The 22,363-nt window shown below is 65.8% G+C and carries 20 protein-coding genes; 10 read left to right on the top strand and 10 right to left on the bottom strand.

Features of this window, described 5'->3' with window-relative positions; translation table 11 throughout:
* Window positions 1-43 precede the first annotated feature (43 nt).
* The 3 genes from JOE57_RS07425 (at window position 44) to JOE57_RS07415 (ending at window position 4,772) form a co-directional block, all read left to right on the top strand.
* Window positions 44-2,677, top strand: a complete 2,634-nt coding sequence (locus JOE57_RS07425; protein ID WP_239579293.1) for a glycosyltransferase family 2 protein — start codon at window positions 44-46, stop codon at window positions 2,675-2,677.
* The gene (locus tag JOE57_RS07420; protein ID WP_204917087.1) at window positions 2,674-4,308 is read left to right on the top strand and encodes a glycosyltransferase family 39 protein; all 1,635 of its coding nucleotides are present in this window, start codon (window positions 2,674-2,676) and stop codon (window positions 4,306-4,308) included. The genes JOE57_RS07425 and JOE57_RS07420 overlap by 4 nt, the downstream gene beginning before the upstream one ends.
* A 176-nt stretch (window positions 4,309-4,484) precedes the next feature.
* Window positions 4,485-4,772, top strand: coding sequence for a hypothetical protein (locus JOE57_RS07415; protein ID WP_204917086.1), 288 nt, complete (start codon window positions 4,485-4,487; stop codon window positions 4,770-4,772).
* A 24-nt stretch (window positions 4,773-4,796) separates the two neighbouring features.
* Here the strand turns inward: JOE57_RS07415 and JOE57_RS07410 are convergent, their stop codons facing one another.
* From JOE57_RS07410 to JOE57_RS07400, 3 genes are read right to left on the bottom strand one after another with little or no spacing between them, the layout of a single operon-like run.
* Window positions 4,797-5,603, bottom strand: coding sequence for an HTTM domain-containing protein (locus tag JOE57_RS07410; protein WP_239579292.1), 807 nt, complete (start codon window positions 5,601-5,603; stop codon window positions 4,797-4,799).
* Complete coding sequence (locus JOE57_RS07405) at window positions 5,603-5,932, bottom strand: hypothetical protein (RefSeq protein WP_204917084.1); 330 nt, start codon at window positions 5,930-5,932, stop codon at window positions 5,603-5,605. Before JOE57_RS07405 ends, JOE57_RS07410 begins: the two co-directional genes overlap by 1 nt.
* On the bottom strand, window positions 5,916-6,755 hold the full coding sequence (locus JOE57_RS07400) for a phytanoyl-CoA dioxygenase family protein (RefSeq protein ID WP_204917083.1): 840 nt from the start codon (window positions 6,753-6,755) through the stop codon (window positions 5,916-5,918). The genes JOE57_RS07405 and JOE57_RS07400 overlap by 17 nt, the downstream gene beginning before the upstream one ends.
* Window positions 6,756-6,942: 187 nt before the next feature.
* Between JOE57_RS07400 and JOE57_RS07395 the strand changes: the two genes are divergently transcribed.
* On the top strand, window positions 6,943-7,437 hold the full coding sequence (locus JOE57_RS07395) for a hypothetical protein (RefSeq protein ID WP_204917082.1): 495 nt from the start codon (window positions 6,943-6,945) through the stop codon (window positions 7,435-7,437).
* 166 nt (window positions 7,438-7,603) lie between these two features.
* On the opposite strand, the gene JOE57_RS07390 is transcribed toward JOE57_RS07395, so the two are convergent.
* The 5 genes from JOE57_RS07390 to JOE57_RS07370 form a co-directional block, all read right to left on the bottom strand.
* Window positions 7,604-8,152: a hypothetical protein gene (locus JOE57_RS07390; protein WP_204917081.1), complete on the bottom strand. Its 549-nt coding sequence runs from the start codon at window positions 8,150-8,152 to the stop codon at window positions 7,604-7,606.
* Window positions 8,153-8,440: 288 nt separating this feature from the next.
* On the bottom strand, window positions 8,441-8,731 hold the full coding sequence (locus JOE57_RS07385) for a phosphatase RsbU N-terminal domain-containing protein (RefSeq protein WP_204917080.1): 291 nt from the start codon (window positions 8,729-8,731) through the stop codon (window positions 8,441-8,443).
* Window position 8,732: 1 nt separating this feature from the next.
* Window positions 8,733-9,137 (bottom strand): STAS domain-containing protein, encoded by a 405-nt coding sequence (locus tag JOE57_RS07380; RefSeq protein WP_204917079.1) that lies wholly within the window; start codon window positions 9,135-9,137, stop codon window positions 8,733-8,735.
* Window positions 9,134-10,042, bottom strand: a complete 909-nt coding sequence (locus tag JOE57_RS07375) for an STAS domain-containing protein (protein ID WP_204917078.1) — start codon at window positions 10,040-10,042, stop codon at window positions 9,134-9,136. Before JOE57_RS07375 ends, JOE57_RS07380 begins: the two co-directional genes overlap by 4 nt.
* A 2-nt stretch (window positions 10,043-10,044) precedes the next feature.
* Entirely contained in the window at window positions 10,045-11,124 is a 1,080-nt protein-coding gene (locus JOE57_RS07370; protein ID WP_204917077.1) for a sigma-70 family RNA polymerase sigma factor, read from the bottom strand.
* 259 nt (window positions 11,125-11,383) lie between these two features.
* Here JOE57_RS07370 and JOE57_RS07365 point away from each other — a divergent pair, with 259 nt between their 5' ends.
* The 5 genes from JOE57_RS07365 (at window position 11,384) to JOE57_RS07345 (ending at window position 17,577) form a co-directional block, all read left to right on the top strand.
* A complete protein-coding gene (locus tag JOE57_RS07365) occupies window positions 11,384-13,198 on the top strand; it encodes a polysaccharide biosynthesis protein (RefSeq protein ID WP_239578877.1) in 1,815 nt (604 codons plus the stop codon).
* A 362-nt stretch (window positions 13,199-13,560) separates the two neighbouring features.
* Window positions 13,561-14,205: an acyltransferase gene (locus tag JOE57_RS07360; protein WP_239578876.1), complete on the top strand. Its 645-nt coding sequence runs from the start codon at window positions 13,561-13,563 to the stop codon at window positions 14,203-14,205.
* Window positions 14,202-15,290, top strand: a complete 1,089-nt coding sequence (locus JOE57_RS07355) for a DegT/DnrJ/EryC1/StrS family aminotransferase (protein ID WP_204917075.1) — start codon at window positions 14,202-14,204, stop codon at window positions 15,288-15,290. Before JOE57_RS07360 ends, JOE57_RS07355 begins: the two co-directional genes overlap by 4 nt.
* A gap of 2 nt (window positions 15,291-15,292) precedes the next feature.
* On the top strand, window positions 15,293-16,291 hold the full coding sequence (locus JOE57_RS07350) for a Gfo/Idh/MocA family protein (RefSeq protein WP_204917074.1): 999 nt from the start codon (window positions 15,293-15,295) through the stop codon (window positions 16,289-16,291).
* Entirely contained in the window at window positions 16,288-17,577 is a 1,290-nt protein-coding gene (locus JOE57_RS07345; protein WP_204917073.1) for a nucleotide sugar dehydrogenase, read from the top strand. The genes JOE57_RS07350 and JOE57_RS07345 overlap by 4 nt, the downstream gene beginning before the upstream one ends.
* 28 nt (window positions 17,578-17,605) lie before the next feature.
* Here the strand turns inward: JOE57_RS07345 and JOE57_RS07340 are convergent, their stop codons facing one another.
* A complete protein-coding gene (locus tag JOE57_RS07340; RefSeq protein ID WP_204917072.1) occupies window positions 17,606-19,072 on the bottom strand; it encodes a hypothetical protein in 1,467 nt (488 codons plus the stop codon).
* Between the two features lie 83 nt (window positions 19,073-19,155).
* Window positions 19,156-20,367, bottom strand: a complete 1,212-nt coding sequence (locus JOE57_RS19155) for an O-antigen ligase family protein (RefSeq protein WP_204917071.1) — start codon at window positions 20,365-20,367, stop codon at window positions 19,156-19,158.
* 707 nt (window positions 20,368-21,074) lie between these two features.
* On the opposite strand from JOE57_RS19155, the gene JOE57_RS07330 reads away from it, so the two are divergent.
* Entirely contained in the window at window positions 21,075-22,361 is a 1,287-nt protein-coding gene (locus JOE57_RS07330) for an oligosaccharide flippase family protein (RefSeq protein ID WP_204917070.1), read from the top strand.
* Window positions 22,362-22,363 lie beyond the last annotated feature (2 nt).

Here is a 22,363-nt window from a genome sequence, read left to right as displayed (position 1 = left end):
GCGGGAGATCCGCGCTCACCGTTTTCTGGCGGGTTTCGTGGTTATGGCAGTCTGTGGCCTCGCCTTGGCCTGGGTCGCGCTCAAGCAGCCGGGCCCCGTCGTCTCCGTGGTCGCGGCTCTGGCGGTGCCGGTCGTCGCGTACGGGCTGGGCTGGAGCCGGCGTCAGATCCTGGTGAGCGCCCTGTCGTTGGGCTCCTTCGTCGCGGTCGTCGACTACCTGAGCTGGCGGACGACAGTGATCAACTGGTCAGCGTGGTGGATCTCGCTGCCACTCTTGATCGCCGAGGCCTTCGGGGCCCTGCATGCCGTCGGGATCGCCTGGACCGTGTGGCCGCGGCCTGAGAAGCCCTGGCAGCCGACGGCAGATGCGACCGAGCTGCCGATCTTTGTCCTGATCCCGACCGTCAACGAGGGAGTCGACGTCGTCGGCCCGACCATTGACGCGGCTCTGCTGGCCCGCTCGGCGTTCCAGGATCGCTATCCGCACGCCTCGGTGACGATCGTCGTCTGCAACGACGGCCGGGTCGCCAACTGGAACGGCTGGCGAGACGTCGAGCGGCTCGCCAAGAGCCGTGGCGTGGTTCACGTGGCCCGGCAGGTCGGTGGGGGTGCCAAGGCCGGCAACATCGAACACGCCCGTCGGCTGCTGAACATCCACGGCAACGCTCTGCTGGTGGTCTTCGACGCCGACCAGATCGCCGAGCCGGAGTTCCTGCTGGCCACCGTGCCCGTGCTCGACGACGAGCAGGTGGCCTGGGTGCAGACGAGCCAGACCTACCGCAACCTGGACAACCCGGTCGCCCGGTGGGCCGAGCACCAGCAGGCGATCTTCTACAAGATCTTGTGCCCGGGCAAGGCCAGGCAGAACTCGGCCTTCATCTGTGGCACCAACGTGGTCATTCGTGCGGCCGCCCTCGACGAGATCGGCGGCTTCCCGCAGGACTCCGTCACCGAGGACTTCGCCGCCTCGCTGAGGCTGCACGCCCGCTGGCGCAGCGTCTTCGTCCCGGGAGTGCTGGCACGGGGCCTCGGCCCGATGGATCTGCGGTCCTACTTCGGACAGCAGCGCCGCTGGGCGATCGGGACTCTCGGAGCGCTGCGCACCAACGGCAGACAGATCTTCTGGCCGTCGCGGACGGGCCTCAGCCTCGAGCAGCGGGTCCAGTACGGACTGGCCGCCACGCACTACCTCGGAGGACTCAAGGATCTGATCTTCGTCCTTGCCCCGTTGGTCTTCCTGGTCACCGCCATCCCCGCCGTGAGCGGTGCCACGCTGGGTGACTTCATCAACCACTTCCTGCCGTACCTGATCTTCTCCCAGGGTGTCCTCCTGGTGGCGGCCAACGGCAAGACGTCCTGGCGTGGCCTGGTGATGGGGTTCGCCAGCTTCCCTGTGCTGGTCGGCAGCCTGGTCACCGTTCTCGCCGGTCGCAGGATCGGCTTCGCGGTCACCGCCAAGTCGCGGGCGGCGGGCCGCCAGGTCGGGCACGTCCTGCCGCACCTCGTCGGTCTGGGCATCTGCCTGGCAGTGCTCGCGTTCTCCTTCGCTACTGGTCGGGTGGGTGCGGCCCAGCTCGTCAGCCTGGTCTGGGTCGGCTACAGCCTGCTCAGCTTTTCGGTTGCGCTGGGGCTGGCCCTCGCCGACGTACGCGGCCTGCGTCTGCCCTCCTCAGGACAGCAGCGCCCGTCGGTCGGCCAGCGGCTGCGCGTACTGGCGCGGGTCCTGCCGCGGCGCCGTCGGCGTTACGCTCTGGCGGCCGGTACGGCCACCCTTGCCCTGCTGGCGGTGGCCACGGTGGCCCTGCCCAACCTGGACCCCTCAGCCGCCGCCGCCTTCGAGCCCAGCGCCAAGCCGTCCGAGCTGAAGGTTGGGCTGGCGCTGGCAGGGGACGCCCCACCGAGCGGCTCAATCGCCCTGGGTCGGAAGTGGGACCTCATCGGCCGGACGCAACAGGTCGATGAGCCGTTTGACCTGGCCTGGATGAGCAGCCGTCGCCAGGAAGGGACCACCCCCTGGATCACGCTGGTGTTCGGCACCGGCGGCGATGATCTGGACAGCGGGCTGCCGGCTATCGTCAACGGGACCCACGACGGCGAGCTGCGTCGGTGGGCCGACCAGGCTCGCGCCTTCGGAGGGCCGATCTACCTCACGGTGCTTCCCCAGGTCGATCGGAGCTGGGCCGCGACCACTGCGGTGGCCCATGGTGGGATCCCCGCCGACGTCGGCCCGGCCTGGTCCCATGTGAGAGAGCTCTTCCGGTCCGAGGGCGCCAACAATGTCGCCTTCGTGTGGGCCCCGGCCGATCCTGACAGTGATCAGCTTTTCGCACCGGCCGCGAACCAGGTTGACGCAGTCCTCCTCAGCCTGATCAGCTACCCCGGCACCAGCTGGGCAGATCCCGACCGCGCGATCACGGCGGTGCAGGCACGTCACCCGGGCAAGGCGGTGCTGCTGGAGATCAGTGCCGCCGGCAGCGACTCCGCCAAGGCCACCTGGATCAGCAAGGCCGTACACGCCGCGCAGAAGAACGGGCAGGTGCGCGCACTGATCTATCACCAGGCCCCGCCGGACGGGTCCAAGGATCCACGATGGCCGTTGCTTCCGGGCTCCTCGTCGGCGCGGTCTTTCGAGGCTGCCTCGGTGTCGGGCACTGCGGGAACGGAGGTTCAGCGATGACCACGATGGTGAGTGATCGGGCAGCTGGCCTGGCGCGAGTCGCCGGCAATGGCCTGCTGGGTGATCAAGAGTTGACCGCTCAGCCGACCGGGCCGCTGCGTTCGGAGATCGGGCAGGCTTCGCGCGGAAGCGTGCCCGGAGAGGACCGGCCCGTACGGCGACGTCGCCCCGCGACGCTGTTCCCGCTGGCGGCCGTACTCCTGCTGCAGCTGATGGCCATGCTGACGCTCCGCAACAGCGCCTTCCAGGACGAGGCGCTGTACCTCTTCGCCGGGCGTGATCTGTGGCGTTCGTGGACGTCAGGTGAGCCCGCACTGGAGAACTATGCGAGCTATTTCTCCGGCCTGCCGCAGCTCTATCCGGTGTTCGCCGGCTGGCTGGACCGCCTTGGCGGTGCCGAGCTGGCCCGGACGGCGAGCATGGTGTGCGCGTTGTGGATCACCTGTGCGGCCTACCTGATCGGACGCACCATGTTCGGGCGGCGGGCAGGGCTGGCCGGCGCCGCGGTGCTGGCGGTGCAGGGTTCGCTGCTCTTCATCGGTCGGTTGGCCACCTTCGACGCGATGTGCCTGGCCCTGCTGGCGCTCGCCGCGCTGCTGGCGGTGCGAACGGGAGTCCAGCTCTGGTGGCGCATCCCGGTCGTGGCCGCCATCTGTCTGGTAGCAGCTCTCACGAAGTATGCCGGTGCCGCGTTTGTGCCGATGATCATCGTGCTGCTGCTGGGCCGGGTGCACTGGAGCAAGCGGCGGCTGGTGGAGGCCTTGGCCGGAGGTCTGCTCGCGCTCGGACTCGCCGGCGGCGCCGCCCTGGTGTTGTGGCGACTGACGCCCGATCTGTTCACTGGGCTCGACCACACCACCACCAATCGGCAGGTCCAGGCGATCCTGCCGAGGTCCGAGCTGGTGAGACGGATCGTGATCTCGGCGGGAGCCGGGATCGTCCTTGCAGCGCTGGGCTTCAGCCTCTTCTGGAGGCGCCGGACCCGCGCGGCAGGGCGGCTCCTCGCAGTGGCCATGATGGCCACCCTGCTGATTGCACCGACCTATCACGTGATCAAGGGCGAGGTCGTGTCGATGGACAAGCACCTCGCCTACGGGCTGTTCTTCGCCGCGCCGTTGATCGGCTACGCCTGCAACACGGTGCTCACCGTGGTCGGCCGGGTGTCCTGGAAGTCGCGCATCGTCGGCGTCGCGGCGATCACGATGCTCTTCGGTCTCGGGCTGCAGCAGGCGGGCACGCTCTACTCGGTCTGGCCGAACAGCACCTCGATGGTGCAGACCCTCAGACAGGTGGTCCGCTCCAACAACACGCACATCCTGGCCGAGGAGTTTGAGGTCCCGCGCTACTACCTCTCGGACCAGGCCACCTCGGGCTGGGAGTTCACAGGTCTCGACTACCTGCGCTACCAGCTGCCTGACGGGTCCTATCTGGAAGGGCCGGAGGCGTACCGGAGAGCGATCGACGACGGCTACTTCGGCGTAGTGGTGCTCCGCTACGGCAGCAAGGCCGCCCTGGCCAACGAGCTCACGGATCGCATGCTGGAGTCCGGCCACTACCGCCAGATCGCCATGGTCCCCTTCGCCTCCGGGCAAGGCGCCTACCGCATCTTCCGGGTGGAGGTCTCGAGGTAGGCCCGCTTTACGTGCTCTGAGTTCGTCGAAGAGCTTCAGCTCCGTCTACGTGCTCTGAGACCGTGGAGGGCGTCGTGGGCACCGTTGACGGGCTCTATCCCTCGGCGTACAACGGAACCAACGGTTCATTCGGGGGCTGGCGCAGGTCGGCCGTGGACCGACCAAAGGAGCTCGGAATGGCCATTGCAGTGGTGATGGACTTCACCGGTGGAACGTTGGAGCAATACGACCAGGTGATCGAGAAGATGCACTTCACGCCGGGCGGGCCGGGAGCGGCGGGTGGCCTCTTCCACTGGTCCACCGCAACGCCGGATGGTGTGCGCGTGACCGATGTGTGGCAGACCCGCGAGCAGTTCGAAGCCTTCTCACGAGATCAGATCGGGCCCGTCACGATGGAGGTCGGTATCCCGGGACCGCCTGCGATCACCGTCTACGACGTGCACAGCTATCTCACCGCGGGTTAGCGCGTGGGTGGATCTCCGACAGGCTCAAGCGCGTGATAGGTGTACGTGCCCTGAGCCTGTCGAAGGGCCAGAGCGCGCACCTCCGGCAGGACGGGTCAGGAACAGCGCGTACAGCGGGACGCAGAGGAGGGAGAAGGCGATCAAGGGGAGGGTCTGGTCGGCCATCATGACCACGATCGAGGCGTGCAGTCCCAGGCCCAGCAGGGCGGCCGCCCGCCGCGTCGGTCGGAACCAGAGCGCCCCGGCCAGGAAGAACTCGGTGAGGATCGTACCGACGGCAAGTAGGGGAAATACCTGGTCGGGGAGCGGCCAACGGACCCAGGACTTGAGGGCTCTGCCGCTGAGGAACACCGGGTTGATCTTGCTCAAGGCGGCGAAGAAGTAGAGCACGGACAGCTGCGTCATTATCAGCAGCTGGGGCCACCACGGGACTGTCGCCGCGCCGTCGCGGTGTCTGCGTCCGAGCGACCAGACCCGGTCCGATCGGGCGAAGACGAGATAGGCCAGCAGGAGGGTCGCAAGGAACCGGTGGCTGCTGTACGTCTGCTGGTCCCACAGGAAGACGCCGACGTTGGCCAGCACCGAGATCAGCGCGGCGGCTGAGGCTCGGTAGCCGACCGACAGGGCCAGCCCGGCGGCAACGCCGACGACCAGATAGATCATGATGACCGGCTCGGTTGGTCGCGCGATCCAGGACATCACGGGCAGTGCGACCTTGCCGTTGGCGATCGCCGACAGCAGCACAGACATCTCGAGGACGTTGATCACCGTCGCCAAACCGACGCCGATGCGCACGGCAGCGACTGGGCGCGCGTCGACCTCGAGGTCCATCAAGGGCACGTCAGCGTCCTGCGATGCGTCGACTGGACGACAGTCACCTGGTGAGCCCCGGACACGTGTGCGCAGAGATACTCCGGCAGGTCCCGGGTCCAGTCGAACTCTGGCCGGAGCAGTCCGGGCAGTGCGGCCTGCTGGTCGAACGGGATCGACTCGCCGTCGCGCCCGATGATCTTGACCTCGGTGGACCCGAGGCCTGAATACATCTGGAACCCGAACCGGGTCGGCGGCTGCAGGCAGTTGGCGATCAGGGGGACCGCGACCTGCAGCAGGATGACCGCTAGGACGGCCGCGGCTCCGACCCGATTACCAGTCCTCGACACCGAAGAGCTTGCGACCGAAGTCACCCATGGCGTCCAGCTGCGCCTGGTCGTACCTGCCTGGCTCCGGCTTCTGTCCGACACCCCAGGTCTGGTCCTCACGCACCCATCGGACGAAGTAGGCGATCCGGGTGGTGGCCTTGCGGTTGTGCGAGGCGCCGTGCGGCATCAGGTGGTGCAGCAGCGCGAAGTCGCCAGCCTCGCCGGTCACCTCGATGCTCTGCAGGTGCTTGATCTGCTTCCACTCCTGATGCAGATGCCGACCGCCACCACCGGCAGCCCGCGCCTCGGCCTCGACGATCTTGTGGCCACCCGGTACGACGTGGATCCCCCCGCCGTTGGGCTCGACATCGGTCAGGTAGTAGCACCCGCCGACCTGGAGCTCACGCGTCTCGAAGGTGAAGTCGTCGACCGAGTTGGGCACCGATGCGTCGATGTGCAGCGTCTGGCTCAGCGGCTGGTCGGGATGGGCGTCGTTGCGGAACGTGATCCCGACCGACCCGTCCAGCACCCGCAGGGCGGTGGACTCCAGCAGTTGGCTCGCGGCCCGGTAGAGCTTCTCGTTGGTCATCAACGGGAGCAGTTCGGGGGTGTCGAAGGTGTGGTTGTCCGCCGAGGCCATCGGCTTGATCCGACCCTCGTAGGAGCCCCAGGTGGCCGGGAGGTCGAGATTGGGCGGAAACAGGGACACGATCGACCGGCGGTAGTGATCGGCCTCCTCGCGGCTGAGTGCGCCCTTGACGATCACGTAGCCCTGCTCGTGGAACTGGGCGATCTGGTCTTCGGAGAGAACCGGTTCAACACCGGTCACCGGTGAGGATGTCATGCCGACAGGCTAGTCCTCACGGCACTGGGGCCCCATCCAGGGCCCATGGCAACTCGCTGAGTTTGATCATGGGCGGGATTTCCTTCGTCAGGCTGTGCAGTCTTGTTGATCACGTTAATCTGCAGGCGACGACACCATGGGGGGCTGGCCGTCGGCTGGCGTGGTGTCGCCAAAGGGGGAGCAAGACATGAAGAAGATGACCCGCATGGTGCGCGCTGCCAGCGTCGCCCTGACCGCCGCAGGATGTCTCGCGGTCGCCGGCCTGTCCGCACCCGCGTTCGCCGCGGATCCGGCTGGGAACAACGGGACGGTGAAGGTCGATGCCACACCGTTCGACTCGGCACCCGACAACGAGCCGCATGTGGGCTGTCCGTTCCAGATCGACTTCTATGGCTTCGACGAGGGCCCGCTGTATGCGAAGGTGACCTTCACCGGCCAGGCGCCGACAGGTGACGGCGTCGTCCTTCGTACCGACAGGGTCTTCATCGGCGGAGATGCGGCCGGAGGCGGGACGGACGTCGACGCCCAGAGGACCTACACCCTGGGAAGCCAGCTGCCTCGACTCGGTGCCCCGCACCCAGTGCAGGGCTATCACGTCAAACTGACCATAGAGGCCGATGGGTCGCAGGGAGCGGACACGAAGCACAAGGTGTTCTGGGTGACCGACTGCCGTCCCTCGTGATCAGTGGCCACCTCCCTGACTGAGGCAGCTGCACGCCAAAGACCCCGCCCCCCAGGGGGCGGGGTCTTCGAGGGTGGTCCCGGGGGGGTGTTGGGACCCCCTTTCCCGGACCAGGCGCCACGGCTGCGCGCCGGTCCGGAAGCTGATCAGCTCTGCAGGCTCAGCGTCAGCCGAGGAGGCCCAGGATCTGGTTCAGCAGGTTGGCGATCTGAGTCACGATTGCGTTCAGGCCGGTCGGGCCGTTCAGCAGTCCTGCCACTGCACACAGCAGGTTGCCCACCAGGTTGCCCGGGCCCGACTGTGCGGTGATGTTCAAGTGAACCGTGTCGAGGTGGACCTGCAGACCGAGCAGGTCGAGATCCAGCGGGCCGAGGACCAGGTCGAGGATCTGGCAGCTACCAGAGCTCTGAGCCAGGTCGACGGGGACGCTCACCTGCTGGGTGCCGCTGGTGACCTGGCCGGCGGCATCGGTCACCGTGCCGGTAAAGGTGCCAACAGCCGTCAGCTGCCCGCTGTTGTTGACGAACTTCGTCACGTCCAAGGTGCCGGCCACCGCGCCGGTGCCGTCGGCGAGCGTGCCGGTAACCGGAACGACGGTCGGGTCCGCCGTGGCTGTGGGTGCCGCGCTTGCGGTGGTGGCCCCACCGATGCCCAGCGCAATCATGGCGGCGAGTGCGACGAGCATCGCTAGCCCTTTGATGCTGTGCTTCTTCATGGTGGATCTCTCTTCCTGTGCGTGGTGCGTCATGGAGGCGGTGCCTTTCTGATCTGCCCTTGCCAGGGTCAGAAGCGGTCCCTTCGTGGGGCTTACATGAGTGAAGACGCCCCCGTACGTCGGCCATGACGCGGCCGAAAGCCGTCACTGACTTCGCCAAGGTCGGGTTGGACCACGAGATCTCGCGGAATAGCGCCAACGAAGATCAGCTCGCTGCGTCGGTGGGACCAACGAAAGTTGCTGATCCGCGTCATGCACGTGGGGTGGAGGAGTCCGTGTCGGGAAAGGTCAGCCTTCGGCGAGAAAACCGCGCTGCGTCATGTCGAAGGTCGCCAGCACCTCGCCCAGGAACTCCGATGCGGAACTGGTGACACGAGGCAGGTCATCCCTCGGCGTGTCTCGGAGTACCTCCAGCAGTACGTCGTGGTGGACCTGGACCACGTCGAGGATGCTCAACCCATCGACGACGGCCGAGCGGCCGATCTCGTAGCCCATGTGCAGCGGGGCCTCCTCCCCGCGTGGGAGGTAACGCAGGAACGCCGCGCGGTAGTCGCGTTGAAGGTCGTCGACGGAGGCCATCTCAGTCTTGGAAGCCGACCACGCCGGGGGCGGCGGGGGACGCCAGGTGGCTGTTCAGGTAGGCCAGCCCCTCCTCCAGGTCCAGGGCGGTATGCACCGATCCAGTGCCCATGCCCAGCTCAACCATCGCAAACGCGACATCGGGCTGGATCCCCACGATGACGGTGATGGCCCCGCGCAGCCTGGCCATCTCGGCCACGTTCCTCAGCGTCTTGGAGCCGAACGAGTCGAGGACGTCGAGCGCCGCGACGTCGATCACCACACCTCGGGACCGGTAACGTCCGATCTGGTTGATCAGATCCTGCTGAAACCTGACCAACTGGGAATCGTCGAGAGCAGTGTGGATCGACGCGATCAGATACGAACCCTGCCGCAAGATGGAGACCAGCGCCGGACCTCCGTTCACGGCCCCGCCGTTCCATCCCGTCGACTCACCGTGAAGCCGAGCAGTCTCTCGGCCTCCTCGAGACCGCCCTGCAGGTCCCCGATGGTGTTCATCTTGCTCAGATCGACTCCGATGGTGACGAGAGTCTGGGCGATCTCGGGGGACAGGCCTGTGATGATCACGCTGGCACCCATCAGCCGCGAGGCGTCGACCGTCTGGACGAGGTGGTTGGCGACCGCCTCGTCGACGTCTGGCGCGCCGGTGATGTCGATGACCACGACCTTGGCTCGATGGGTGCGGATGCCGCTCAGCAGCTGTTCGGTCAGCTGGCGGGCGCGTTCGGTGTCCAGAACGCCGATGATCGGCAGGATCAGCAACCTCTCCCGCACCGGCAGCACCGGGGTGGACAGTTCGCGGATGGAGTCCTGTTGCTGGCGGATGACCCGCTCCCGCTCCTCGACAAAGCTGACGGCGACGGTGTTGGCGATGCGGTTCGCGGCCGGCTCGTAGGCGTCCAGCACCCGGTTGAGCAGACCGAAGTCGCGTTGATACTTGCCGAACAGCGACCGGGCGAGTACGTCCCGCAGCAGCAGCACGATCCCGACCACCTCGTGCGTCTCAACGCCGCGGGGAATGATCCGCTCGGACAGGTCACGGGCGTAGTGCTGCAGGGCCTCGACGCTTCCGGTCTCGAGCACCTCCACATAGTTGTCATACACGGAGGTGGTCTCGGCCGCCATCTCCTGCGGGGTCATCGCCTGCAGCAGGTGCGCACCCTGGATGCGACTGGCCCACTCCTGCCGGAGCCTGGTTCGGTGCTCGCGCAGGTGCGCCACCAACTGCGGCAACAGCTGATCCTCGTCCTCACGGTCGAGGGTGGGGAAATCCGCACTCAGCTGACGAGCGGTCGCTGACTCTTCGTTCATGCTCATCCTCCCTGTCGCCACTTTGTCATGGTCACCGTCGTTCCACGGCCGCGTTCCGACACGACCGCAAACTCATCCATCAACCGTCGCGCCCCCGGCAGACCCAGCCCGAGCCCGTGGTAGGTGCTGTAGCCCTGGGCCATGGCCTGATCGACGTCCTCGATGCCCGGACCAGTGTCGCGGGCCACCACGCGTACGCCAGGTCGGGGATTCTCGAGCAGCTCGACCAGGATCTCCCCCTGCCCGGCGAAACGGACGATGTTTCTCGCGATCTCGGACACAGCCGTGGCGATCACCGTCAGCTCGGTGCGCGAGAATTCCAGCCTGGCGGCCAGCTCTCTGGCCCCCTGGCGGGCCAGCACGATGTCCGCGTCCGAGCGGATGCGAATGCGGGTCTCGTTGTCATTCGGTTGGCCGCGCTCCATCAACGGCTCGCTCAATCGGGCGCACAGGTTGCACTCCAGCAGGTGCCGAGCCGCGTCGACCTCCCGCTGGCGCCGTCGGTCACCGATCGACAGTGCGAACAGGACCGGTCGGCACCGGTCGGTAGGGGGTTCGGCCTGTTCGAGGGCCAGCAGATATTCGACCCGGAGCCGGGCCCTGCTCCGGTTGAGCTGTGCGGCCACCGCCCCAGCCGACACCCCCAGCTCGTTGGCCAGCGAGCGGGTGTCCTCACCCGACACCTCATGCGCCAGCAGCGTGCGGCGTTCGCGCTCCGACAGCCGCGCCAGAGCCTCCGTCACGGCATCGTGCTCCTCCCGCTCCAGGAGGTTCTCGTCCGGCTCCTGCGCCGGCGCCAGGTCGACGACCCGGTGCTGGTTGCGCCGATGCCGGTCCTCCTGCTTCCACATCGAGGCGACCACGTTGCGGGCGGTGACGATGGCGTACGGCTCGAGCATGCCCGGTTCGACCCGCTCCGATGCGGCGAGCACCCGCACCAGCGTCTCCTGGACCAGATCGTCCGCGGCGGCCCGGTCGGCCACGCGGGCGAAGACGATCCGGCGGACGATGGGAATGAGCGCTGCGACATCGGGCTGGTCAGGCTGGGCCGTGGCGTCGGTCACCTCCCCGGCTGTGCTCATACCGGGCACCCTACGCCGATAGTGCAGGCGAAGCAGTGCTGAACTCCAGGTGAACATCGATCGAACCCGGGCGGCATTTCACGACGGTTCAAGTGGAAGTGAAATGTGGATATTCGGCCAGATTCCCGGACGGTACGGCTCAGACGAAGGCAAATTCGACATTAGGGAGAATATCTGCGGCGAGTCGTTACGTTGAGAGTTGACACTGCTCGACTATCCTTCCCCGGCACTTGTGTCCTATGCTTCGCAAGGATTTGTCATGCGCGTCGGGGGGCGAGGCCAGGAACAGGAGACCACTGTGCAGGACCCCTCACTTCACCGACGCCTAGCCCGAGTCGGGTGGGACCTCGCCAGCTGGGTGGTTGCCACTCTGCTGGTGGCGGCGACCCGCTATGACTTTAACCTCAGCGCCATGCAGTGGTCGGTCATCTTCGGCTACCTCGCGCTGGCCTGCATCCTGCAGGTCGTGTTCGGCACCCTGCTGATGCTCTATCGCGGTCGCTACCGCACCGCCAGCTTCGAGGAGAGCTTCGGGCTCGCCGCCACCGCTCTCGCCGGGGCCGTGGTGCTCGGTGTCGTGTTCCTCGGATTCATCGGAACCCAGACCTTCCCGCGGGCCACTGCCGTGCTCACACCGCCGATCGCCCTGATGCTGATGGGCGCGGGTCGCTGGGGCTACCGTGCCTGGACCAGCCGTGGTGTCCTCTCCCGGCAAGGGGCGGAGAGGGTGCTGATCTACGGTGCCGGCGACGCCGGCCACCAGCTGGTCCGCTCGATTGCCACCGACGAGAGTGCCCCGTACGAGGTGGTCGGCCTGATCGACGACTCGAGGGCAAAGCGCAATCTGCGCCTGCTGGGTATTCCCGTCCTCGGTAATCGGCATCAGATTCTCGAGGCCGCCGAGAACAAGGGCGCCAGCACCGTCATTCTGGCGATCACCCAGGCCAGTGCAGAACTCGTCCGCGAGGTCTCCACCATTGTCGAGAACGCCGGTCTACGCTTCCTGATCCTGCCGCCGCTGGCTGACCTGATCGACAACCGCGTCTCGGTCCAGGATGTCCGCGAGATCCACATCGCCGACGTCCTGGGACGGCACCAGATCGACACCAACCTCGACGAGATCGCCGACTACCTCACCGGCCGCACGGTGCTGGTCACCGGCGCCGGCGGCTCGATCGGCTCCGAGCTCGCCCGTCAGGTCTACCGGTTCGGTCCCAAGGAGCTGGTGTTGCTCGACCGCGACGAGTCCGCCCTGCACGCCGTACAGCTCTCCATCTATGGACGGGCACTGCTGGACACCAACGACATCGTGCTGGCCGACATCCGCGACGAGGCGGCCCTGGATGCGGTCTTCGCCGCACACCGACCGGACGTCGTCTTGCACGCGGCCGCCCTCAAGCACCTGCCGATGCTGGAGCAGTATCCGGAGGAGGGGTGGAAGACCAACGTGTTGGGCACCCTCAACGTGCTCAAGATGTCGCAGAGATATGGCTGCAGCCGTTTCGTCAACATCTCCACCGACAAGGCGGCCAGCCCGTCGAGCGTGCTGGGCAGCACCAAGCGGTTGGCCGAACAGCTCACCTCCTGGTTCGCGCACCGCTCAGAGGGCACCTATCTCTCGGTCCGGTTCGGCAACGTGCTCGGCAGCCGTGGGTCGATGCTGCACACCTTCGCCGGTCAGATCAAGGCGGGTGGGCCGGTCACCGTGACCCACCCCGAGGTGACCCGGTTCTTCATGACCATCCCGGAGGCCTGCCAGCTGACCATCCAGGCCGCCGCCATCGGTGAGCCGGGGGAGGTGCTCGTCCTCGACATGGGCGAGCCGATCAAGATCCTCGACGTCGCCAAGCGGCTGGTGGCCCAGTCCCGTGCCCGGATCGACATCGTCTTCACCGGCCTCCGTCCGGGTGAGAAGATGCACGAGGTGCTGTTCAGCGACGAGGAGCGCGGGGTGTTCAAGCATCACCCGTTGATCGCCCACGTCCCCGTCCCCCCGATCGACCCGGCCGAGATCGGTGCCAGGCACGAGTACGTGTCGTCCACCGGCAACAGCCGGCTGCGGCTCGCCCGCTAAGCACAAGCCCTGAGCCTGTCGAAGGGCCTCACTACGTGCCCTGAGCTTGTCGAAGGGCCTCACTACGTGCCCTGAGCTTGTCGAAGGGCCTCACTACGTGCCCTGAGCTTGTCGAAGGGCCTCATTACGAGCCCTGAGCTTGTCGAAGGCCTCACCCATGTGCCTCAACCTCTCGCCCTTCGACAAGCTCAGGGCGCGTGGGGTGGGGCTCGAGGCGCGTGGGTCGAGCTCGGGGCGCGTGGGTCGGGCTCAAGGCGCGAATATGGGCTGCTGGGCCACCTGCGTTAGGCTCGGGTGGGCTCCGGGGACCCGTACAGGTAGCACAGCGGCTCGAGCCGAGAGCACAGGTAGGGAGAGTGAAGATGGCCCGCGTTCAGGCAACGGCAGATGTTGCAGAGGATGCCCAACTTGGAGAGGGAACCTCGATCTGGCATCTGGCGCAGGTGCGCGAGGGTGCCATCCTCGGCCAGAACTGTGTGATCGGACGTGGCGCGTACGTCGGCTCGGGCGTACGGATGGGCGACAACTGCAAACTGCAGAACTACGCCCTGGTCTATGAGCCGGCGATCCTCGAGGACGGCGTCTTCGTCGGCCCGAGCGTGGTCTTCACCAACGACCACTACCCCCGCTCGATCACCCCCGATGGGCAGCTCAAGCGTGGCGACGACTGGGAAGCCGTCGGTGTCACCGTCCGCACCGGCGCCTCGATCGGCGCCCGGGCCGTCTGCGTGGCCCCCGTGACCATCGGCGCCTGGGCGCTGGTCGCGGCCGGTTCAGTGGTGGTCAAGGATGTGGCGGACTTCGCGCTGGTCGCCGGCGTCCCGGCCAAGCGGATCGGGTGGGTCGGCCGGGCCGGTGTCCCACTGGAGCAGACCGCCGACGACCGGTGGCGCTGCCCGCAGACCGGCGAGCTCTACGCCCAGGACAACGAGTCGCTCACCCTTCTTACCTCGACGCCAGCCAGTTCAGAAACCCCCGACACGTCCATGGAGACCACCACCTCATGACCGATTTCATCCCGCCTGCCAAACCGCTGATCGGAGAGGAGGAGCGTGCCGCCGTCGACCGCGTGATGCGCAGTGGCATGCTCGCGCAGGGTCCTGAGGTGGCCGCCTTCGAGCAGGAGTACGCCGAGCACTTCGGACTCGGACGCGCCTGCGTCGCGGTCAACTCCGGGACGTCCGGCTTGCACCTGGGCCTGCTCTCGGCCGGGGTCAAGGCGGGAGATGAGGTGATCGTGCCCTCGTTCACCTTCGCCGCAACCGCCAACTCGGTGGCGCTCACCGGCGCGACACCGGTCTTCGCCGACATCCAGGCGGACAGCTTCTGTCTCGACCCCGTCTCGGTCGAGAACGCGATCACCGAGCGGACCGTCGGCATCATGCCGGTGCATCTCTACGGCCATCCGGCCGACATGGCCGGCCTGCAGGCGGTCGCCGACAAGCACTCGCTGCAGATCTTCGAGGACGCGGCTCAGGCCCACGGCGCCTCCCTCGGCGGAACCCCGGTAGGGGCGTTCGGCTCGTTCGCCATGTTCTCGCTCTACCCGACGAAAAACATGACCTCGGGTGAGGGTGGGATGGTCACCGCGGCCACCCCGGAGATCGAGCGGCTGCTGCGCCTCTATCGCAACCAGGGCATGCAGCGGCAGTACGAGAACGAGGTGGTGGGTTTCAACAACCGGATGACCGACATCCACGCCGCCATCGGCCGGGTGCAGCTGACCAAGGTCGACGGTTGGACCAAACAGCGGCAGTCGAACGCTGCATACCTGACCGCCCATCTTGAGGGCGTCACCACCCCGCCAGTGGCGGACGGTGCGATCCACGTCTACCACCAGTACACGATCCGGGTCGCCGACGACCGCGACGGCCTGGCCAAGGCGCTCCGCGAGGAGCACAACATCGGCTCCGGCATGTTCTACCCCATCCCCAACCACCGGCTGGCGCCGTTCCAGTCGCCGGTTGACCTGCCGGCCACCGAACAGGCCGCCCAGGAGTGCCTGTCGCTGCCGGTGCACCCGTCGCTCTCCGACGCCGACCTCGAACGGATTGTCACCGCCGTCAACGCACTAGCCAGGGCAGGTGCCTGATCATGGCGAACCTGCGCGCTGGCCTGATCGGGCTCGGCATGATGGGGCGGCACCATGCCCGCGTCCTGGCAAGCCTGGAGGGGGTCGACCTGGTCGCCGTCGCCGACCCCGGTGGTGACCAGCACGGTGTGGCCGCCGGTCGCCCCGTCCACGACAGCGTCGAGCAGCTGATCGCCGCCGGTCTCGACTACTGCGCGGTCGCCGTACCGACCGTGTACCACGAGGAGGTCGGGCTGGCGCTGGCCGCGGCCGGGGTGCACGCCATCATCGAGAAGCCGCTGGCCCAGGACATCGCCTCCGCCCGCAGGATCGCCCAGGCGTTCGCCGATCAGGGACTGGTCGGTGCCGTTGGCCACATCGAGCGCTACAACCCGGCTTTGCAGTCGGCCCGGCAGCGGTTGGAGCAGGGCGAGCTCGGCACCGTCTACCAGATCATCACCCGCCGGCAGGGCCCGTTCCCGGGACGCATCGCCGACGTGGGGGTGGTCAAGGACCTCGCTACCCACGACATCGACCTCACGGCCTGGGTGACCCAGCAGGCCTTCGCCTCGGTGGCGGCCCGGACGGCGCACAAGAGCGGGCGGGAGCACGAAGATCTGATCGCCGTGGTGGGTTCGCTCACCGACGGTACGGTGACCAACCACCTGGTGAACTGGCTGTCGCCGCTCAAGGAGCGGGTCACGATCGTGACCGGGGAGAAGGGCACCTTCGTCGCCGACACGCTGACCGCCGACCTCACCTTCTATGCCAACGGCTCGGTGCGCACCACCTGGGACGACGTGCAGCAGTTCCGAGGGGTCTCGGAAGGCGACGTGGTCAGGTATGCGATCGCCAAGCCGGAGCCCTTGCGAGTGGAGCACGAGAACTTCCGTGACGCGGTTCTGGGCAGGCCCGCCGACATCGTCACCATGGAGCAGGGACTCACCACCGTCGTCGTCGCCGAGGCAATGATCGAGTCCGCCAACACCGGCACGACCATCGACATCAAGGACCACTCATGAACATCACCGTTGTCGCGCTCGGCAAGATCGGCCTGCCGCTGGCCGTCCAGTTCGCCAGCCGCGGGCACCAGGTCATCGGCGCCGACGTCAACCGGGCGGTGGTCGACCAGGTGAACCGTGGCGAGGAGCCGTTCCCGGGTGAGGCGCACCTGGCGGAGAAGCTGGCCGCGGTGGTGGCCGACGGGCGGCTGACCGCGACGACCGACACGGCGGCCGCGGTGGCACAGGCGCAGGCGGTGGTGGTCGTGGTGCCGCTGTTCGTCAACGCCGACAGCGAGCCCGACTTCGGCTGGATGGACTCGGCCACCCAGGACATCGGCCGGGGGCTCAAGGCGGGGACGCTGGTGTCCTACGAGACCACCCTTCCGGTCGGCACGACCCGGGGCCGGTGGAAGCCGCTGCTGGAGTCGGAGTCCGGGCTGGTCGAGGGTGAGGACTTCCACCTCGTCTTCTCGCCCGAGCGGGTGCTGACCGGTCGGGTGTTCGCCGACCTGCGCAAATATCCGAAGCTGGTCGGTGGGCTGTCCGACGCCGGCGCCAAGGAGGCGGTCGCCTTCTACGAGCAGGTGCTGGAGTTCGACGAGCGACCGGACCTGGAACGCGGCAACGGCGTCTGGGACCTGGGCAGCGCTGAGGCAGCCGAGATGGCGAAGCTGGCCGAGACCACCTACCGTGACGTCAACATCGGACTGGCCAACCAGTTCGGCCGGTTCGCGGCCTCCCACAGCATCGACGTCTACCAGGTGATCGAGGCCAGCAACTCCCAGCCGTACAGCCACATCCACCGCCCCGGCATCGCCGTGGGTGGTCACTGCATCCCGGTCTATCCGCGGCTCTATCTGTGGAACGACCCGACGGCGACCGTCGTCCGTGCCGCACGCGAGGCGAACGCCGCCATGCCGGCTTACGCGGTCGGGCTGGCCAAGGGCGCCTACGGTGACCTGACCGGCGCCCGGGTGGTGGTGCTCGGTGCCGCCTATCGCGGCGGGGTGAAGGAGACCGCCTTCTCCGGTGTGTTCCCGACGGTGGACGCGCTGCGGGCCGAGGGTGCCCAGGTCACCGTGCACGACCCGATGTATTCCGACGACGAGTTGCGCGAGCTCGGCTTCGAGCCCGCTTCGTTGGGGACGCCGGTGGACGTTGCGGTGGTGCAGGCCGACCACGCCGACTACACGAACCTGACGGAGCAGGATCTGCCGGGTGTGAAGGTCATCGTGGATGGACGTCGTCACCTCGACGGCGAGGCCTTCCCGGAGGCGACCGTGCTCGTGGTGGGCAAGGCGTAGGCTCGAGCGTTCATCAGCAAGGCGAGAGCTAACCGCCGGCCGCCCAACGCCCGTAGGTTTCCTGCACGATCGTGTAGTTCTCCGGGTCGGACTCAGTCGTCGAGCCCGGAAGGTACAAGTTGAACAGAAGAGAACCGTCGACCAGCTTCTGTTTCCTTAAGGCGTCAACACTGAAGAGCACGCTACGGACGTAAGCCGGAGAAGCTCCTTGGCCATGCTCCGCAGTGAGGGGTGTCGCGTAGGTCATGTAGATCACTGGCACGTTGCTGATGATGGTCTGGCTGCTGCCCTGGACGTCCATCCTGGCTGGGTTGAACTTCGTGACTATGGTCCCCCCACTCAGAGTGGCCTCGTCGATCTGCACGGTCAACGGGTGATCACGCATGATAGGTAGTCTCGACAGCCTGATCTGCACATTCGCCTGGTTCTTTCCCGATGTGGCGCTTGTGATGTCGAAGGCTTGGGTCTGCCAGCCGCTGCGCGGAGCACGCGCAGCCACGACCTTGCCGTCTACAAGGATCTCCACCTGGTACCCGCCTCTACCGAGGGTCCCCCTGTCATCGTTGGTCATGATCGTTACGAAACGACGCTGAGTTGGAAGAGGCTTGAAAGTCGCAGTGAGCGTTGCAGTGTCGGAGGTCTTGTCCCCGTGCACTCGTCGAGGGAAGACAACTTGATCGCAGGAGGGCCCACTCGGACACTTCAAAAGTCGAGCGACCTCTACACCCTGGCGGTATGCCCGTGAGGCGTCCTTCGTGTTTCCAGGGACCAGTTGACCGTCGGAGTATCCGAAATAGGGGAAGACCACGCCTTGAATGGCATCACGGTAGTCAGAGAGGACAGCCCTGGGCCCGAGCATATCGTGGTAATACAAGACTGGACTGAAAGTGAGCCAGGGTGCAACCCTCCTTGCACTGGCCATCATGTCCCGCACGTAAGCGGGGGTGAAGTGAAACGAGAGGTCGGCCCGCGGCTGCGTGTTACCTCCGAAATCATCGATCATGATGCCCTTGATCGACGGCACATGCGCAGCAATTTCAGCTATATGAGTAGCCCAGGACTTGTAGTCCCAGTGGAATGGCGCATAGGCCTGTTGAGGAGCCTCTGTTGGCGGGACCAGGTAGACGAAGACATCGATCCCAGCGGCTCCAGCGGCTGCTGAAAATGCTGGCAGGTCGTCCAGTTGGGAGCTTGACACGCGCGGATTGGCATTCTTATCAGGGCAGATCAAGTAGGCATACGTATTGATATTCGCCTCACTCAACTTCTTCACCGTAGCGTCCACATTGATTCGTGAGACTCCGGAGGCGTCTTCGGGTTCAAGGATGGGACTGCCATAGTCCCCGAGCATGAACCGGCCAGCTAGGAAGTTCGGATTGTGATCGTTGGGCTGGGTCTCGCCTTGCGAGGACGGTGCGGGGCGGGGATTCTGTACGCCGAGTACTGCACAGAGCAGCGCGATCAGTATGAGCACTGCAAGGGAAACCCAGACCATTCCACTTGACCGCTTGGTTACGGCATCTCGACGTTGGTCACTACCTGCCGACGAACCGCGCCACCGACCGGCTGCTTCAGACCTCAGGACGCGCTCGGCATCTCAGCTAGTCGACGGAGTTCACGGATCCTGGGGGATTCCTTTCGAGGAGGCGGCTGGTGTACTCCATTGGCCGTATTGGCGAGTGGCGCCGCAAGAATTGCCCCGAAAACGACCCACATCATGCGGTTACCTACTATATCGCTGCTCAACAAAGCACCGACGAAAGAACTGATTGCAAGGGCAGCCAGTGCTATTCCCATCGTCGAAGAGGCCTGTTGGAGCCCCCTCCGCATTACAATGACGAAGAACACGAGGAAGAGAATGGCACCAGCGAAGCCAGCTTCGATCCAGAATTCAAGGATGATGTTGTGCGCGTACAACTTCTCACCTTGGTCCGAATCGAGAAGAGCAGGTGGGACGAACCGGTAGAAGTTACCCCACCCCACGCCAGCCGGGTGCGTAGAGGCGATGTGGAGTGCCTCGCGGTAAAGCGTCTCGCGACCAGATCCGGATGATTCGACTAGGCGGGAGCCACTCACAACGAGCTTCCGATAGGCAATCAGCCCCACGACCGCGCCCGCAGTGAGAAGGCCGACTTTGATCGAGCGTCGCAACATCGGCTGCTTCCAGACGATGAGAACAACAGCGACAAGGACACCGAGAACCGGCCCGCGACTGCTGGCCCAGTAAAGTCCGAGGGCAAGTGGAAGTGCCAAGACACTCAATGACAATAGATGCCGCATCTTGCGGACTGAGGCCGCGAATGCAAGAACAACGACCAGGCCTGCACCTACGGCGCGTCCCGAACCGATCGCGTTCAGGCCCACTGGTGTTCGCCTCCCGGTGTCAAGTGCTATCGGATCCGGCGCCACCACCTGGCCAATAACGACGACGAATGCGAGTACGACGATGGTGACGCACAGTGCTTTGATTCGCCGGCGATTCGACAATGACAAGAAGCTGGCAGCCAGGACAAACAGGACAGCAGCCCCAATATTGATCCTCTTACTGACTGCCTCCGCCCCCAGCGCGGGCTCAATGAAGCCAAAACTGACACTTGCGATTAAGAGAAAGAGGCACAGAAAGCCGCTCAGGCGTACTCGACGTGTCAGGGCGAACAGCGTCGCCGGCACGGCGAGGATGAAACTCGCGGTAGTGAGGTCGAGCCAAGGCAGCTGAGTGGTCCAGGCGCCCTGTACCAGGTTCGACGCCGAAAGGATGCCGAAGATCACACCGACCGCGACGTCACCCACCCCTGAGTGAGTTGGTGCTGGGGGGTTCGTGAGCTTGGACTGTGCGCCTCTGGCGGCTGAGATCTTTCGCGCCGGCGCTCCTCCGCTGGGCCGCCGGTGAAGCCTCATCTGGGCGGTGCCAGATCGAGTCATTGAGCCCTCCTCCTACGTACCTCTCGCCCCGCGGTCGACGTAACAGGCTGCAAACACCCACTTTGCACTTGTGCGGCGTAGAAGAGTGCAAGCGGGGGAACTGCCCGAGTGACTCGCCGTGCATCTTCGCCTTCCTGGGCTGGGAGGGACCTGGGCACAGCCCTCCCTCATGAAGATTGCGCAAGGCGCAGAAGGTTCAGTTGCACCGCCAGGCCCGAGGTAAGACTCTAACCCACGCGGTCGCCTGCTCCAAAGCGCAGGCACTGCTGCGGCCGTCGCTCAGAAAGGGTGCGGCTCGTCGAGCCCGAGGGGCGCCTCCAAAGGCCTAGGATGCGAGGGTTCCGTCCTCGCGAGTGGTCCCTCGACTGTGGTGCCAACCGCTCAGCAGGGCCCCGACGTCCAATCCGTAGAATGACCCTGAGAGTCTCCTCACTGCAAGCTGTCGTCGCAGACTTGGCTGGTGCCCTCGCGGTTCGAGCGACTCACCTGGGAGCGAACCACTCGATTACGCCCATACTGAACTGCCATGAAACGGAGCCGCCCGAGTGATGAGGAATAAGGGTGTAGGGGCGGCCGTGAAGCCAGCCCGCGCCAAGCTGACCGCGGGTCGGAGGGGCATCATCTCGATCCTTGCTGGGACGGCAGGTGGCCAAGGCGTGGCCCTGCTGGCGGCACCACTTCTCTCTCGAATGTATGATCCTGCGGATTTCGGTGTTCTCGCGATTATCTCCGCTCTTGTTGCCGTGTTGGGAACCGTGGCGGCGCTGCGATTCGAATTGGCGGTTCCACTGCCCCGTCGTGAGAATGACGCGTATTCGTTGGTTTTCCTAGGGCTTCTTTCCTCCACTGTGACCTTCCTCGTCGGAACCGCCATTGTTGCGATAGGCGGAGACTTCCTCTCGTCTTCCTTCGGCGTCCCGCAGTTGATGCCTTGGCTGTGGCTAGTGCCTGTTATAGCTGCAGTGATGGGGGTTTACCTCACACTGAACCAGTTGGCTATTCGGCGGCGACGTTACAATGCGATTGCCCGGCGTAATCTTGCTCAGTCCGTGGCTACCGTTCTGGCCCAGCTCGGTGGCGGCCTTGCTGGGTTCGCCCCCGGCGGTCTGGTCGTCGGTTTGGGCATTGGCCAACTGACCAGCGCCGCTGCGATGTCGCTTGGGTCGTCATTGCGCAGCCCTCCGGCTCGAGAAGGCCGAACTCTGTCGCGGCTCAAACAAAATGCGACGCGGTATCGCAAATTTCCGCTCCTGATGATGCCCTCCGGCTTGCTGAACGTCGCCGGCCTGCAAGTTCCCGTCGTTCTGATCGCAATCTGGTATGGGACCGATGTCGCCGGCTGGCTCGGTATGACCCAACGAGTTCTTGCCCTCCCCGTGATGCTGGTGGGAACCGCTATAGCCCAGGTCTACCTCGGCAAGATCTCGACCGCGATCCGCGACGACGTTGAGGATGTTTGGAGACTGTTCAAGCAGACGAGTCAGCGTCTTGCCATAGTCGGTGGCCTGGCAGCGGTCGGCGTCGCCGTCTTGGGCCCATGGCTCTTTGCGCTGGTGTTCGGGGCCCCATGGCACACCAGCGGCCTCTATGCTCAGGCACTTGCGCTCAGCCTGGCGTTGCAGCTTGTGGCAGTGCCCGTCTCGCAGACGTTGATCGTCTTCGAGAATCAGGCCGTTCAGCTCGGGTGGGATTTCGCCCGACTTGTCCTGTCTACCGGCGCCGTCGCGCTCTGTTGGGCGAGCGGCTGGTCGGCCTTAGTCGCAGTCTGGAGCTTTGGAATGGTCTCCGCCGCCGCTTACGCGGGCTCTTGGCTCCTCTCGCGATGGGCAATCAAGACGCGGCTCAAGACCTTCGCGTTATGACC

The sequence above is a fragment of the Microlunatus panaciterrae genome, assembly GCF_016907535.1.
GTDB classification, from domain to species: domain Bacteria; phylum Actinomycetota; class Actinomycetes; order Propionibacteriales; family Propionibacteriaceae; genus Microlunatus; species Microlunatus panaciterrae.
This window is presented reverse-complemented; position numbering and strand designations above follow the sequence as displayed.